The 16,047-nt window shown below is 43.9% G+C and carries 13 protein-coding genes and 1 tRNA gene; 2 read left to right on the top strand and 12 right to left on the bottom strand.

All coding sequences use genetic code 11. The features are described from left to right. Positions 1 to 44: 44 nt before the first annotated feature. The 3 genes from HZA10_08870 to HZA10_08860 all read right to left on the bottom strand — a co-directional run bounded on the left by HZA10_08870 (position 45) and on the right by HZA10_08860 (position 2,633). Positions 45 to 1,277 (bottom strand): pyridoxal phosphate-dependent aminotransferase family protein, encoded by a 1,233-nt coding sequence (locus HZA10_08870; protein MBI5196420.1) that lies wholly within the window; start codon positions 1,275 to 1,277, stop codon positions 45 to 47. Beyond that, on the bottom strand, positions 1,238 to 2,212 hold the full coding sequence (locus tag HZA10_08865; protein MBI5196419.1) for an NAD(P)-dependent oxidoreductase: 975 nt from the start codon (positions 2,210 to 2,212) through the stop codon (positions 1,238 to 1,240). The genes HZA10_08870 and HZA10_08865 overlap by 40 nt, the downstream gene beginning before the upstream one ends. Positions 2,213 to 2,492: 280 nt before the next feature. Next, positions 2,493 to 2,633 (bottom strand): hypothetical protein, encoded by a 141-nt coding sequence (locus HZA10_08860; protein MBI5196418.1) that lies wholly within the window; start codon positions 2,631 to 2,633, stop codon positions 2,493 to 2,495. A gap of 160 nt (positions 2,634 to 2,793) precedes the next feature. Between HZA10_08860 and uvrB the strand changes: the two genes are divergently transcribed. Continuing rightward, positions 2,794 to 4,806 carry an excinuclease ABC subunit UvrB gene (uvrB, locus tag HZA10_08855; GenBank protein ID MBI5196417.1) on the top strand — a complete coding sequence of 671 codons (2,013 nt, stop codon included), beginning with the start codon at positions 2,794 to 2,796 and terminating at the stop codon, positions 4,804 to 4,806. Beyond that, positions 4,806 to 5,576, top strand: coding sequence for a formate dehydrogenase accessory sulfurtransferase FdhD (gene fdhD / locus HZA10_08850; GenBank protein MBI5196416.1), 771 nt, complete (start codon positions 4,806 to 4,808; stop codon positions 5,574 to 5,576). Before uvrB ends, fdhD begins: the two co-directional genes overlap by 1 nt. Positions 5,577 to 5,683: 107 nt before the next feature. On the opposite strand, the gene HZA10_08845 is transcribed toward fdhD, so the two are convergent. The 9 genes from HZA10_08845 to HZA10_08805 all read right to left on the bottom strand — a co-directional run bounded on the left by HZA10_08845 (position 5,684) and on the right by HZA10_08805 (position 15,820). Beyond that, the gene (locus tag HZA10_08845) at positions 5,684 to 6,892 is read right to left on the bottom strand and encodes a type II secretion system F family protein (protein ID MBI5196415.1); all 1,209 of its coding nucleotides are present in this window, start codon (positions 6,890 to 6,892) and stop codon (positions 5,684 to 5,686) included. 2 nt (positions 6,893 to 6,894) lie between these two features. Next, positions 6,895 to 7,977: a type IV pilus twitching motility protein PilT gene (locus tag HZA10_08840; GenBank protein MBI5196414.1), complete on the bottom strand. Its 1,083-nt coding sequence runs from the start codon at positions 7,975 to 7,977 to the stop codon at positions 6,895 to 6,897. Positions 7,978 to 8,072: 95 nt separating this feature from the next. After that, positions 8,073 to 9,785, bottom strand: coding sequence for a type IV-A pilus assembly ATPase PilB (gene pilB / locus HZA10_08835; protein MBI5196413.1), 1,713 nt, complete (start codon positions 9,783 to 9,785; stop codon positions 8,073 to 8,075). A gap of 221 nt (positions 9,786 to 10,006) precedes the next feature. Continuing rightward, a tRNA-Leu gene (locus HZA10_08830) sits at positions 10,007 to 10,086 on the bottom strand. A 93-nt stretch (positions 10,087 to 10,179) separates the two neighbouring features. Continuing rightward, entirely contained in the window at positions 10,180 to 11,373 is a 1,194-nt protein-coding gene (locus tag HZA10_08825) for a diguanylate cyclase (GenBank protein ID MBI5196412.1), read from the bottom strand. Positions 11,374 to 12,094: 721 nt separating this feature from the next. Then, a complete protein-coding gene (locus HZA10_08820) occupies positions 12,095 to 13,267 on the bottom strand; it encodes an AAA family ATPase (GenBank protein ID MBI5196411.1) in 1,173 nt (390 codons plus the stop codon). A gap of 78 nt (positions 13,268 to 13,345) precedes the next feature. Continuing rightward, on the bottom strand, positions 13,346 to 14,506 hold the full coding sequence (locus HZA10_08815; protein ID MBI5196410.1) for an AAA family ATPase: 1,161 nt from the start codon (positions 14,504 to 14,506) through the stop codon (positions 13,346 to 13,348). A gap of 6 nt (positions 14,507 to 14,512) precedes the next feature. Next, positions 14,513 to 15,004, bottom strand: a complete 492-nt coding sequence (locus tag HZA10_08810; protein ID MBI5196409.1) for an OmpA family protein — start codon at positions 15,002 to 15,004, stop codon at positions 14,513 to 14,515. Between the two features lie 150 nt (positions 15,005 to 15,154). Further along, complete coding sequence (locus HZA10_08805; GenBank protein ID MBI5196408.1) at positions 15,155 to 15,820, bottom strand: hypothetical protein; 666 nt, start codon at positions 15,818 to 15,820, stop codon at positions 15,155 to 15,157. Positions 15,821 to 16,047 lie beyond the last annotated feature (227 nt).

Here is a 16,047-nt window from a genome sequence, read left to right as displayed (position 1 = left end):
ATCTTCCCTGTGGCAAGACCACGGGGAATACGTTTGCTATTCATTTAAATTATATTTAAAATTTTTCCTACTGCCTCAAATTCCTTGAGCACTTTCTCAAGCTGTTCATCAGTATGTGTTGCCATATAGCTGGTCCGTATCAGCGCCTTGCCGTTCGGCACGGCAGGACTTACTGCAACATTGGCAAAAACGCCTCTGTCATGCAGAAGCCTCGCCATTGTAAAGGCCTTCATGTCATCGCCGACAATGACCGGTATAATCGGAGTCTCGCTTGTTCCAGTGTCAAAACCGAGCGCCCTGAAACCTTTCAGCATCTTGTTTGTGTTATGCCACAGTCTTTCCCTGTGTACGGGCTCTGCCTCAATTATGTCTATTGCGGCGCTTACCGAAGCCACTGAGGCAGGCGGGGGGCTTGCGCTGAAAATAAACGACCTTGCAATGTGTTTGATGTAATGAATAATCTCTTTTGAGCCGGCTATGAATCCGCCGATGGATGCAAGGGACTTGGAATACGTGCCCATAATCAAATCCACCTCATCTTCCAAGCCGAAATGCTCCGCTGTCCCGCGTCCGGTCCTGCCTAAAACACCGATGCCGTGTGCGTCGTCAACCATTACCCGGGCGCCGTATTTTTTTGCAAGCCTTACGACATCCGGCAGATTTACTATATCGCCTTCCATGCTGAAGACTCCGTCAACAATTATCAGCTTTGCCTTATCATTGTACTGCTGGAGGAGTCTTTCAAGGTCCTCCATGTCGTTATGCCTGTATTTTTTTATCTCCCCGAATGAGAGCCTGCAGCCGTCAATTATGCTGGCGTGGTTCATTTTATCTATCAGCGCTATGTCGTCCTTGCCGACGAGTGAGGCTATTACGCCGAGATTGGTCTGAAATCCAGTTGAAAAAATCAGGGAAGCCTCTTTGCGCATAAATAGTGTAAGTTTCTTCTCAAGCGCTACATGTATGTCAAGGGTTCCGCTTAAAAATCTTGACCCCGCACAGCCGCTTCCGTATTTTCTGACGGCATCTATTGCAGCTTCCTTTACCTTCGGATGATTTGTAAGCCCGAGGTAATTATTTGAGCCGATCATTATCATCCTTCTGCCGTCAACAATTACCTCCGGGTCCTGGGCGCTTTCCAAGACTCGGAAATAAGGATAAACCCCTGCATCCATGACTTCTTTTGCAGTGGTAAACTTATGGCATTTTTCAAAAATGTCAGTTTCCTTATGGTTGTTTAAAGCCACCTGTGAATTTTGTACCAGTCTGCCGTCCATTTTATCCCTTCTTTTATTCCGACTTTCGGCGTAAAGCCGAGTTTGTTCTTTGCATTTGAAATATCGCACCGCCAGTCTGTGTGCATAAGTTCCTTAAGCTTGTCCCTGTTAATCATTGTAATCCTATTTGTGATTTTACTCAAGCCGTCCCCAATAGCTCCGATAACAGGCAGGATTGTCTTTGGCAGTCTTAATTTTATCACCCTTGCTTTCTGCAGCGCTGATGCTATTTCATCTATAATTTCCACATTAGAATATGTCATGCCGTCTGAGATACAGAAGGTTTCCCCGATTGCCTCCTCTTTTTCTGCTGTAAGTATCAGGGCTCTTATCAGGTCTTCTATGTAGACTAATGAGATCCGGGTTTCTCCCCAGTAAGGCAAAAATCCTGTATTCACAAGTTTAAACAATAAAAACATTTCACTGTCCCTGGGCCCGTAAACAGCAGTGGGCCTCAGTATTGAAACCGGAATTATATCCTTATATTTGAGCACGGCTGCCTCTCCGAGCAGTTTGCTTTTACCATAATCTGATACAGGGCGGGGACTGCGGTCTTCGCTGACAGGTTTACCGTTAAGATTGGGTCCAAAGGCGGAAAGACTGCTCACATATACAAAGCGTTTAATGCGGGGGTTATTTTTAACAACAGTGTCTATGATATTTTCAGTGGCTTTTGTATTTACAGTGTAGAAATCCTCTTTGCAATTAGACTTGGTCAGTCCTGACAGATGGAATACATATTCAAAATCCCGCAGATTCTTCAAAGACTCTTTATCAGAGCAGTCTCCGTATATGAGCTGTACACTGGGCCCTTCAAGCCATTTGTGTGCGGAGACCTTCCTAACAAGGCAGGACACCTCACAGCCGTCGCTTAAAAGGCTTTCTACAAGGTGGCTGCCTATAAAGCCCGATGCTCCTGTGATGAGGACTTTCATGCAATATTGATCTTCCCTGGGACGAAACCGCAGGGAAGCTAATGTAAGGAATTTCTTTTTATTACATTCGCTCGCGAACCCCGTGGCAAGACCATGGGGGATACGCTCGCTATCCATTTACAACGGCATTAAAATAGGATTAAGATTGCCGCTTAACCGGTATTAACCTGCCTGCCGTTTTTATTGATTTAGAATAAACAGACATCCGCTTAATGTCAAGCATCTGGACAAACCGGAGGATTAAGATATTTTTATAGAGATATAATGCAGAATTTTATTTTTATTTAATCCTTTTAATGCAGCCTGACATCATCTTTATCTGAATCAGGGCCTTTTGTTCTTTTAGTCTCTTTTCTCTGAAAGAAGCAATTAGTTTGCAGTAAATATTTTTTAGATTCCCTAACTTTTCTTGGCTCTTCATATCCATGACATCACCTCCAAATACATCAGCAGTACAGTTGATTGTATTTTACTGCCCGGTGGATTTTAATATAAGTGATTACAGTCACATCGCGGGAATATTTGACCAACTGCCGGTTTTTGGAGAAGAGCCGGCGCTTTAAAGGTATAATATCAATATGATGTCTGCTCCAAGATTGAAGACCGCCGGCAGGTTTAAGCTTATCTCAGGCTTCAAGCCGAAGGGCGACCAGCCGAAGGCGATAGATGCGCTCACAGAGGGCCTTCAAAAAGGGCTGAAGCATCAGGTCTTGCTCGGCGTGACAGGCTCAGGCAAGACATTCACAATTGCCAATGTCATTGCAAATATAAACAAGCCCGCGCTTGTTATTGCCCACAACAAGACTCTTGCCGCACAGCTTTACGGTGAATTCAAGGCATTTTTCCCTGAGAATGCGGTGGAATATTTTGTGAGTTACTACGATTATTACCAGCCCGAGGCGTACATACCGTCAACCGATACCTACATTGACAAAGACGCAATGATTAATGACGACATAGACCGCATGCGGCATGCGGCAACGAGAGCCGTGCTTGAGAGGACTGATACTATTGTTGTTGCCTCTGTTTCGTGCATTTACGGCATCGGCTCGCCTCAGGATTACCTTGATATGCATCTCTTCATGGAGGAGGGCATGCGCACGGAGAGGGATGCAGTTTTAAGAAAGCTTGTTGACATGCTCTATGAACGCAGCGAGGACTTTAAAAGGGGGTCTTTCAGGGTCAGGGGCGACATAGTTGAGGTGTTCCCGTCTTTTTCAGGTGAGAATGCGGTGAGGATTGAATTTTTTGGCGATAATATTGACCGGTTATCTGAATTTGATTCGCTGACAGGCAATGTCCTGCGGCGCATTGAAAAGATTGCATTATATCCCAACAGCCACTGGATTACGCCGAAGCCGAGGATTGAAAGGGCGTTTGCCGCAATAAACAAAGAGATGAATGAAAGGATTGATTTTTTTCTTGGACAGCGCAGAGAGGTTGAGGCGCAGAGGATAGAGCAGAGGACAAGGTTTGACATGGAAATGCTCAAAGAGTTCGGATACTGCCACGGGATAGAAAATTATTCAAGGCACTTAAGCGGAAGGCTTCCGGGCGAGCCTCCGTTTTGCCTGATGGATTATTTTTCTGAAGATTTTCTTGTGGTGATAGATGAATCGCATGCAACGGTTCCGCAGATAGGAGGCATGTATCAGGGCGACAGGGCCAGGAAGCAGACGCTTATAGATTTCGGATTCAGGCTTCCATCGGCGCTTGACAACCGTCCCCTGAAATTTGATGAATTTGAACGCAGGGCAAATAAGGCAATCTATGTGTCTGCAACACCTGCCGTGTATGAAATTAAAAAATCAGACCGCAGGGTGATTGAGCAGATAGTCAGACCCACGGGGTTGACAGACCCTGAGATAGAGTTAAAGCATGTAAAGGGGCAGGTTGACGACCTGCTCGGAGAAATAAGGGAGCGGACCAAATGCGGGGAAAGGGTTCTGGTGACTACGCTGACAAAAAAGATGGCTGAAGACCTCACGGAGCATTATCATGAATTAGGGATAAAGGCGCGCTATCTTCATTCGGACATTGATACAATTGAGAGGGTTGAGATTCTAAGAGACCTGAGGCTCGGCAGGTTTGATGTGCTTGTCGGAGTAAATCTTTTAAGAGAGGGGTTGGACCTTCCCGAGGTCTCGCTTGTTGCTATACTTGATGCGGATAAGGAAGGTTTTCTGCGGTCGGCCCGGTCGCTCATCCAGACCATAGGCAGGGCTGCAAGAAATGTAAACGGAAAAGTTATATTTTATGCTGATACGATTACCGGTTCAATGAGGACCGCCATTGATGAGACAAACAGGCGGCGCAGGGTTCAGGAGGAATATAATAAAAAATATAAAATAACCCCTAAATCAATTAAAAAGGAAATAATCAATATCCTGAGTTCAATATACGAGGCTGATTATTGGACAGTGCCTGTAGTTGCAGAAGAAAAGGTTGAGTACGGGGATGAATCAGCAGTCAAAAAACTTGAAGAGGACATGAAGCAGGCGGCAAAAAATCTGGAATTTGAAAAGGCTGCCGGGATAAGGGATAAAATAAAGGCGATTAAAAACAAACAGATTGAACTGGGGGTGAAGGTGTGATGAATCCTTTTGCAAAGCTAAATATCATTGAATACCGCGAAGGGGCGTTTTCGGATAAAACTGACAGCGTTGCGTCTGAAAAAAAGCTGAGGATATTTTCAAACGGCAAAGAAATCCTGAGCCTGCTTTGCACGCCTACGATGGTCAAGGAGCTTATCGTGGGTTTTGCTTTGTCAGAGGGGCTGCTTAAAAACGGTACGCAGCGGAGCTGGTGCTCTGAGAGGATTGAGATATTTTGGAAAGATGATGAAATAGAGGTCCATCTGCCGGTTGAGGCGCCTGATGCAATAGCAACCATTACTTCAGGATGCGCCAAGGGGATAATCTTTATTTCCGATGAAAAACTGCCTCTGATTCAATCCGGACTGAGGGTCAGCGCAAATGCTATTCTCGGGCTTTATAGAGAATTTCAGAAGAAGTCAGAGCTTTTTAATGCGACCGGCGGAGTCCACAGCGCCGCGCTTTGCAGTGAGCAGGAAATAATTATATTCACAGAAGATATCGGAAGACATAATGCCGTTGACAAGATAATCGGCTATGCTTTTTTGGAAAACATTCCGATGCAGGACAAAATCCTGCTTTTAAGCGGCAGGCTCTCCTCTGAAATTGTGCTTAAAGCCATAAAGGCGCAGGTGTCGGTGCTTGTGAGCCGCGCCGCCCCGACTGACAGGGCAGTGGAAACAGCAAAAGAATTTAAGATTACGATGATAGGTTTCTTAAGGGGGCAGAGGTTTAATATCTACAGCAATCCTGAAAGGATAACGACTTAGTTCAAACGAACAGTATTGTTGAAGATTATTTAAATAGTTCAACGAGACAAAGGCGTTCAAATCGTTTAAATAGTTCAAGCGTTCAATTAATTCAATCTTGAACAATCTTATTTCACCAGCGTTATCAGTTTAAATATCGGCAGGTACATGGCAACAACTATAAACCCGACGGTAGTGCCGAGGAAGACTATAAGCATAGGCTCCAGCAGTGAAGTCAGGCTTGCAACCGCAGTGTCCACTTCTTCGTCATAAAATTCTGCAATTTTGCTGAGCATTGTTTCAACCGCGCCTGTTGATTCTCCGACGGCAATCATCTGCGTTACCATCGGCGGGAATATCTTTAACTTAGACAGAGGTTCGGCAAGGGTTTTACCCTCGGAGACAGCCTGCTTTACCTCAAGTACTGACTTTTCAACGACCACATTGCCTGCCGTCCTTGCGGTTATGTCAAGTCCTTCAAGGATAGGCACGCCGCTTGCCACAAGGGTTCCAAGGGTGCTTGTGAATTTTGCAATTGCAACCTTTTGAAGAAGCACTCCGATTATAGGGACTTTGAGCAGTAACGTATCAATGGTTTTTTTGCCTGTTGCAGTCCGCCGGAATTGTACTATAAAAACTGAAAAAGCGATAATGCCGGCAAGCATTATCGCGCCGCCTATGCCGCCGAGAAAATGACTTATGCCAATTACTATCCTTGTTGGGAGCGGCAGTATCCCCCCCATCTGTGTAAACATCTTTGCAAAGGTAGGTACGACAAATACCATTATGACGGCAACGACACCGACTGCCGCAAAGATAACAAAAGACGGATACATCATGGCGCCCTTGACCCGTTTTTTAAGTTTCATGCTCTTTTCAATATATGTGGCGAGTTTGCCTAAGATGGTGTCAAGGATGCCGCCTGTTTCACCAGCGGCTATCATATTCGCATAAAGTTCAGAAAATATCCTCGGATGTTTTCTCAGGGCGTCGGCGTATGTAGAGCCGCCTTCCACATCAGCTTTTACTTCGCCGAGCGTCTTTGCAAGGGTCTTGTTTCCAGTCTGTTTTGAAAGGATATCCAGCGCCTGCACAAGGGGAAGTCCTGCATCAATCATTGTAGCGAATTGCCGTGTAAAGACAACAATATCTTTGTCCGTTACCTTCCCCCCGGGCGCTAACTTAAACAAAGCCTTTGGTTTCGGACTGATATCGGTTGGTATTATGCTTTGCCTTCTTAAATAAGCGGTGACTTCTTCTTTGCTGTTTGCTGTAAATTCGCCCTTCTGGATTGTGCCCTTTGCCGTCCTTCCTGTCCATCGGAATACTGTCGGCATTATTATCTCCTTTTCTCCGTGGCAGCGGCGCGTTGTATCATAGTAAGAAGTTCGTCCGGCACAGGCGACTTGCTTAACGCGTCATCATATGTAATAATCCCGCTGTTGTATAATTCAAATAAGGACTGGTTCATGGTCTGCATTCCGAACTTTGTCTGTCCTGTCTGCATCATAGCATATATCTGGTGGATTTTATCCTCTCTTATGAGATTTCTTATTGCAGGGTTGGGTATCATTACTTCTACTGCCAGCACCCTGCCGCCGGCTTTTTTAGGGAGAAGCTGTTGGGATATAATTGCCTCAAGCACGAATGATAACTGCACCCTTACCTGCTCCTGCTGGTGCGGCGGAAAGACGTCTATGATACGGTTTATCGTCTGAACAGCGCTGTTAGTATGAAGCGTTGCAAATGTAAGATGTCCTGTTTCTGAAACTGTCAGCGCCGCCATGATTGTCTCAAGGTCCCTCATCTCGCCAATCAGGACTACATCAGGGTCCTGCCTCAGGATATATTTAAGCGCGGATTTAAAAGATTCGGTATCAGAAGTGACTTCTCTCTGGTTTATAAGGCATTTTTTATGCGAATGCAGATATTCTATCGGGTCTTCTATTGTGATGATGTGTTCGCTGCGCTCATTGTTGATTTTGTCAATTATGGCCGCAAGGGTGGTTGATTTGCCGCAGCCTGTGGGCCCTGTGACTAAAATAAGCCCCCTCGGTTTTCTGGTAAGTTCTATAATTGTATCGGGAAGACCTAATTCCCTAAGAGGTTTAATATTAAAAGGGATGGTTCTGAATGTGCCTGCAACCGCCCCTCTCTGCATAAACATATTTGCCCTGAATCTGCTTAAGCCCTTAATGCCAAAAGACAGGTCCAGCTCGTTAGTCTCCTCAAATTTGTGTTTTTGCGAATCCATGAGGATGCTGTAACATAGCGCCTTTGTATCAGCAGGCATAAGGGGAGGCTCATCAAGCGCTACAAGTTTTCCGTCAATGCGTATCCTCGGAGGCGAGCCTGTGCTTATGTGAAGGTCTGAGGCATTTTTTTCAATCATAATTTTTAGTAAGTCATATAATGTCGCCACAATTCACTCCTTTAAAAACCGTAATCAGTAATGTGTCATGCGTAATAAGTATAAAAATATTTCTTCAACTAAACACCTATTACGAATTGCAAAATTTAATCTCCAACCGTCACCCTCAGAACCTCTTCTAAAGTCGTCACGCCTTCTTTGATTTTTGTCAGGCCGCTTGCGCGCAGGGTTTTCATCCCTGCTTTTATGGCAGTATGTTTTATTTCCGCGGCTGATGCGCCGCTGAGAATTAATTCCTTCAGTTCATCCTTAATAGGCATTACCTCATAAAGCGCCACTCTGCCTTTATATCCGGTGTTGTTGCATGCCGTGCAGCCCTTGCCCTTGAAACATTTTATAGTCTTTGCTTCCTCTTCTGTAAAACCGGCGCTGACAAGGGCAGTCACGCTGAATTTTTCTTCCTCTTTGCACTCCTTGCAGATTTTTCTCGCAAGTCTCTGGGCGAGTATCAGAATGACAGACGCCGAAACTAAAAATGGTTCAATGCCCATGTTCAACAGCCTTGATATTGTGCCAGGAGCATCGTTTGTATGAAGGGTGCTCAGGACAAGATGCCCGGTGAGAGCCGCCTTGACGGCGATTTCAGCCGTTTCAAAATCCCTGATTTCACCGACCATTATTATATCAGGGTCCTGCCTCAGAAAAGACCTGAGGGCAGCGGCAAATGTAAGTCCCACATCCTCCCTGACATGCACCTGATTTATGCCTGCAAGGTTGTATTCAACAGGGTCCTCGGCAGTCATAATGTTAACATCAATTGTATTTACCGTATTTAAAGCTGAATAAAGTGTTGTTGTCTTTCCGCTGCCGGTAGGTCCCGTTACCAGCACCATTCCGTACGGTCGGCTTATTGCATCCTTAAAATCCAGCATTGCCTTTTCCTCAAACCCGAGCTTTGTAAGGTCCAGGACCAGAATGCTTTTATCAAGGATTCTCATGACGATTTTTTCACCGAACAGGGTAGGAAGGGTTGACACACGGAGGTCCACCTCCTTGTCTTTTGTCCTTAGTTTTATCCTGCCGTCCTGCGGAAGCCGTCTTTCCGCTATATCAAGCTCAGACATAATCTTAAGACGGGAAGAAAGCGCCGCCCGCAATTTTAAAGGCGGCTGTATAATATCATAAAGCACGCCGTCAATCCTGTAACGGACCCGCAGACTTTTTTCGTAAGGTTCAATATGAATGTCGCTGGCCCTCCTTGCTATTGCCTCGCCTAAAATGAGGTTGGCAAGTTTTACCACAGGGGCTTCCTCAATTGCCTCTTTCAGTTCGCCTACGTCAATTTTTTCTTCTTCTTCCTGAACGAATTCCAGCAGGTCGGTTTCTGTTTTTTTCAGGGAGTCCATTGTTGTCTGGAAAGCGTCGGTCGCGGCGGTCTTACCGTAATATTTGCCGAGCGCCTCCATTATGGCGGACTCTGCGGCAATGGCAGGAACGACATTGTAGCCGGTCACAAACTTTATATCGTCTATTGCATAGACGTTTGAAGGGTCTACCATTGCAACGGTAAGCGTGGAGCCGTTTCGTGCAAGCGGGAATACCTGATATTTCTCCGCGATATCGGCAGGTATGAATTTTGTAACAGAAGCGTTAACTGTGTAATCAGACAGGCTTATGGCAGGCACGCCAAACTGTTTGCTCAGAAATGACACCAGCTTGTCTTCATTTACATAGCCGAGTTTGACAAGGATGGAGCCGAGACGGCCGCCTTCTTTTTTTTGCATTTCAAGGGCGCTTGCAAGCTGACCCTCAGTGATGAGGTTGTTGCTTTTTAGCAACTGCCCGATTTTTGCAGCCATGACTTAAAATTTAGCTAAAATACAGTTAAAAGTCAACACTTTTCCTTGAGAAATATTTCCTTTCCGAAAAAGTTAGAAATTAAAAATGATCCCGAAGTGTCGGGATAACTCTTAACTCATAACCTGCCTGCCGGCAGGCTCTTAACTTCTTGTTTGGTGCGAGAGGGGGGAGTTGAACCCCCACGGTTACCCATCCCGATATTCCAAATTAAGTTGACAAATGGGCGAGAGAGGACTTGAACCTCCACGGTTGCCCACTGGATCCTAAGTCCAGCGCGTCTGCCAATTCCGCCACTCGCCCATACAAGTCAACTTAATATATTATTATAATTCGGGACGCGTCTGCCAAATTTAAGTTTAAAGGATTTTTTAGTGTTAAGGCAAGAACGGTTTTTTATGACTGGTATGCAATCACACGGTTTCTGCCGGATTCTTTTGCGGAATAGAGAGCGCTGTCAGCGTTTTTGATAAGTTTTTCTATGGTATCTCCGTCAACTGGGTAAGCGACTACTCCTCCGCTGATGGAAACAAAGCCGAGAGGCTGTTTTTCCCGGTGCTGGAAAGGATGAGTCTCAATCATTTTTCTGATATTTTCGGCATAGGTCATGACGCCGTTCTTATCGTTGTCCTTCAGCAGTACTATGAATTCTTCGCCGCCGTAACGGGCAACTATGTTTGTAGAGCGGGAATTTTTTTTAACCAGGAGCGCCAGCTCCTTCAGCAGGATATCGCCTTGCGGATGGCCGTTTGTGTCATTGTAATGCTTGAAATTATCAATGTCAAAGATGAATACCGAGAGAGTGGAGTTGTAGCTCTCTGTTTTCCGTAGTTCACTGTGAGCCGCTTCAAAGAAGTATCGCCGGTTGAAGAGCCCGGTCAGGGCGTCTGTTATAGCCTCCTCCTTGACGCTGTCAAGGGACTCAAGGTTTCTGTATGCCACTGCAAAAAGGTCGGCTATCATGGACAGAAGCCGTTTTTCGTTTTCCATGCGCCTCTTAATCTTTCCGATGCCGATGACCCCGATGAGGCTTCCTCTGAAGGCAATGGGCGCGGCCATTTCAATGAACTTGTCGGCTGCAGTATTCCTGCTCGGTTTCAGGGAGTCTCTTGAAACTAATATCAGCAGTTCAGCCGCATTGCCCACTACATCCTCACCGGGCTTTAACTCAATTGATTGCCCCCGGTTTGTGCCGAAAGCCGCGACCAGCTTCAGGTTGCCGCTTTTCAGGTCTTTGATATAAATTTCCACTGCGTTTGTGTCAATCATCTCTTTTGTCAGCCTGATTGTTGATGTGACCAGCTCGTCAAATGAAAGAGCGGAGTTTATGTTTTTCACCGCATCAGGAATCCTTACAAGAAAATTAATATACTGCTCAAGTTTCAGGTTGACGGCAGTCAGTTCGCTCTGAAGCTTGTCCCTCTGGGACTCTATGAGCCGGGTTTTTTTGCTTATTTGTTCCTTGCCTTTGGAAACTCCTGTCTGTTTACCCCACAAGTAAAATAAAAAAGCAATGAGGCAGGTAAAGGATAGCAATAAAAGCCATGGCAGCAAATCGGGCAATATTTCTAAAATTATATTCCAGTCCATGTAATTTTCAGACCCCTGTCAATTAAGGACCATCAGTTAATATTTAAAACATACAATAATTATATCATTTTTTGCCCTCCACATAAACGCTGACGACATATCCTTTAAGAGATTCACCATCCCCATGAGGGCAATATTAATATTATGCGCAACAAGAGAAATACTAAATGTTGTAAAAGTTTACATCATACAAAGTAACACATATGTCATAGTTTACGCCTATGTAAAGTAACACATATGTAACAGGTTACATTTATGTAAACCAAGACACATATAATCGTTTATTCAGCAATTTTCCTAAACGTATTGATTCTAAATGTTTTAAATTAGGAATAGGGGAAGCGTCTTAAAATTATAGTGTTATAAATGTAAACTTAACTTTACAAGTTTATTGATAGAAACTAAAAATGTTTTTTAGCATGAGATTTGCATTATACATAGATAAGAAGTTAATGATATATAAAAAAAGATGAGAGGAGAAAGGGTTATGCTTAAAAAAATATCATTTATAATTTTGACACTGCTCATTTTTGCTGCGATGTTACTTACCGCAGGGTCTTCTTTTGCTTTTACAATATAAATTCTGTCCTGTAATCTAAGTGGGGCGATACATATGACTTTATTATAGATGAACTTGCTCTTCAACTAGTTCCCTTCCATCTATTTTCATCAGGCATTCCAATATAAAAGATCCGGCTCAGGTTAGAAAAAGAAATATTTTTTACTCAAACCCTATGAATTTATTAAAGCATGCAGTTGGATCAGAAGAGTCAAATATCCGGCAGTATAAAAAGAGACTTAAAATGAGCGCTATTATGAACAGCAGGAGTAATAACAGCGGTATTTTCAGATTTTTTTGTTCAATATTAGAGGTAGCAAGGCTGATTTCATCTTCCTTCCATGCTGACTGTAACGGCACTGACGGTATGTCCTTATGCTCCATATCTGTTCCGTCTGATTCCCTGCTCACCGTATGAATGGAAGTTGCCGGCTCTAATACAGAATTAGCTCCCAGGTCAGATATTGCTTGTTTCTTTCTCTCCCTCTCCCTGTTTTTAAGCTCAACTACATAATGAAAGATTTCATTGCTTAATCCCATTCCCTGTGCAGCTTTATAGACGTTATGAACATCTGCCGTTTGTTGTTCTCTTTCAAATGCGAAGTTGAGGGATCTGTCGCATAAGGAATTGATTACGCGGGGTGTGCCTTCAGAACCAAAAGCTAAACTTAAGGCCTCCCATCCTGTATCTGAAAATATGGAGGACTGTCCTCCTGCCACGTGAATGCGGTGCGAGATATACTTACGCAGCCTGTCGGAATCCAACTTCCCTATATTTTCCAGAGTTGCAATGCGCTGTTTGAAAGACTCCATCTTAGGTCTGTTGATTATTTCCATCAATTCTTCCTGTCCAAGCAGAAGTATCTGGATAAGTTTGATTGCACCCTCTTCAAGATTGTTCAGCAGCCGGATGCCGTTAAGTGTTTCATCCGGCATCAGATGAGATTCATCTATTATGAGCAGGCATTTACTGCCGTCGGAATTGATTTTTAAGAGGGCATTCTTAATATCCCTTAAAAGAAAGACCATCTCAGATGTTGAGGGCTTCAGCTCAAGCTCACTGGCAATAAAAATAAAAAGATCTGTGCTGCTCCCGGGCGGCAGCGCCATCCATATAAGTTTTATATTAGAAGGAATATCGGATTTTATCATTTGACTAAGGGTTGTCTTGCCGGACCCGATAGGCCCTGTCACTACGATTAAACCTCTGCCTGCATTTAAAGAATCTGTTATCCGGCTGCGGACTTTGGCATAATCGCCCTGATCAAAAAAGAAAGCCGGATCAGGCACGTTTTCAAAAGGAAGTGTTTTGAGACCGAAATGCCTGGTGTACATATTATCTTAATTCTCCTTATCGTCAGAAATAAGCTTTACCTTAATCTGTAACTCTATCTAAACATATATTATTTTCAATCAAAAACCAATTAATTTGCTGAAGCAGGCTGCCGGTTCAAGAGAGCCGGTCCGCCAGCAGTAGAAAAACAAACTCAGGATGAGCGCTGCAACAGAAAACAAAAATAAAACTACAGGCGTTTTTAATCCTTTTTCAGTTGCCCCGGACGCAGGAGAATTGATTACAGGTTTTGTCTGAACCGGCTGAAAAGTTTCCGGTTGTATGTGTATATGGATACCGGCTGCATCAGGCTCTTTGCCTGATGAATGTTGAATTGCTTCAGCTTCTCTAATGGGATCTTTTTCAATTGCGGTTATAGCTTGCTTTTTCATTTCGTTTCGCCTGAGTGTCATCTTGTAATGAAAGACTTCTTTCTGCAGCCCCATTTCTCCGGCAGCCTCGTAAATATCATCCAGGTCTACTGCCGGTTTTCCTTTCTCAAAGGTCAGGCTGAGAGATTTGTCGCATAATAAATTGATTACACGCGGAGTGTTCCCTGGACCAAAGGCTAAAACTAATGCCTCCCATCCTGTGTCTGAAAATATAGAAGGCTGTCCTCCTGCTGTCCGAATACGGTGCAGGATATATTCACGTATCCTGTCCGGACTCATCTTCCCCATGATTTCCAGGGCTGCAATGCGCTGTTTAAAGGGCTCCATCTCAGGCTTGTTGATTGTCTTCATCAATTCTTCCTGGCCAAGCAGAAGTATCTGAATAAGTTTAATTGCGCCCTCTTCAAGATTGTTCAGCAGCCGTATGCCGTTGAGCGTATCATCCGACATCAGATGAGATTCATCTATTATAAGCAGGCATTTACTGCCTTCAGAATTGATTTTTAAGAGGGCATCCTTAATATCTCTCAGAATAAATACCCTCTCGGAGACCTGAGGTTTTAGACCAAGCCCCTGGGCAATAAACAGAAAAAGATCCAGGCTGTTTGCCGGCGGCTCAGCCATCCATATAAGTTTTATAGTGTTGGAAAAATCAGAAATTATTTTTTGACTTATGGTTGTCTTGCCTGACCCGATAGGCCCTGTCACCACTATCAACCCCCTGCCTGCTTTCAAGGAGTCTGTTATCCTTGAGCGGATGCGGGCATGATCGCCCTGGTCAAAAAAGAAGGCCGGATCAGGCACATTTTCAAAGGGAAGCATGTTAAGACCGAAGTGGTTAGTGTACATAATATTTCAAAACCCCTTGTCCTTAGGGATAAGTTTTATCTCAACTCTCCTGTTTTTGACCCTGCCTTCAGCAGTATCATTGGAGGCTATCGGTCTGGCGTCGCCGTAACCGATTACAGAGATACGCTCAACCGGTATGTCGTATTTAACTAATATAGAGGCAACAATCTTTGCCCTGAGAAATGATAATTCCATATTATCAGAGTATCTCATTACGGCAGATGACCTGATAGGCCTGTTGTCAGTATGTCCCTCTATAATTACACGGTAATCAGGGGATGCCGAAATTTCAGACACCGTATTTTTAACGGCAGTTATAAGACGTTCGTCAATGATAAACTGCCCCGAAGAAAACGCCCCGTCTCCAAGCACAGCCAAAACCCTTGTCTTATTTGCAGGTACATTGGCGCGGCCGGCGGGGATTACTAATGCCTTAAATGTGATAATGCCTGATAATATATAAAATAAAATAGAAAGGCCAATGATAATGTTGCGCATAGCAATAGATTAATAGAAAAAGGTTTTTTTAACTACAGAATTATCTTAAAGGATTAACGGTAATATTGCAATAGAGCTTAATGCAGAGCAAAAAAAGGGGGCTTGGTTATTCCAAGCCCCCTTTTTTTGCTCTGCTAATTATGCAAATTTTTAGCTGTTTTTTCTTTTTTTTCTGAGATAATTTCTGCCGGCTAAAAATGACCCGCCGCTAAGAAAGAGAATGGAGCTTATAGGTTCAGGAGCAACTGCGTTAGGGATTTCGGGGCCTCCGGTAAAGGATATCCTATCTACTTGTAGCTCTCCTTTCCATGTATGAAACCAGCCGTCGCTGTTGGTCCATGTGCGCGGTGTTGTTGTAAAGCCGAAGACTCCCTGCTGTTCCGGCAGTATGCCATTGCCGTCAAGGGGCTTAATGTCCCATTCTACAGCATATTCCACCCTATTGCCTGCACAGCAATTATAGTCCCAATTAGCATTCGGCGCTGACATATTTGCAAGCTCAGGAATTAAGATAGGTAATTCAAGCAAAAAGCCTGAGAAGCCGTTTGTAATCCCCGGGCTGGGGTTATAGGAATTGTTTGTTACAGTATATTGCCAGTAATACATACTGTAGTCCCCTAAGTAATTATCAAAGATATCTACGTCAATGATAATGGCATTAGGGTTACTGCCGAAAGCATATGCATAACTGTTGCTTAAAAGCGTATCAGCATATGTTGCTTTTGCCCCGCAAACAAAAAACATGGCGATAACTAATACTAAATACCTGGCACTTCTATGTGTGAGACTGTTTAATATTTTTTTACGCGGTACCATGATTAATTCCCCCTTTGTATTTTTTTATTTCAGTATTAGTTGGTGCAAAATGTATGCTAAAGAGTGTAAAAATTGTTTGTTGATTGGTTTTGAAGGCAATTTAAGCTGGCTAATAGTAAGTAATAATTGCAAATAATTAAGATTAGCATGTAAAAATATTTTATAACAAGAGGCCTTGAATGACAGCTCATTAGGGCTAAAATTGTAATATGTTACACGTATGTTCT

It is taken from the genome of Nitrospirota bacterium (assembly GCA_016212185.1).
GTDB lineage: Bacteria > Nitrospirota > Thermodesulfovibrionia > UBA6902 > DSMQ01 > JACRGX01.
The sequence above is the reverse complement of the archived record's forward strand: the minus strand, read 5'-3'. Positions and strand labels throughout refer to the sequence as shown.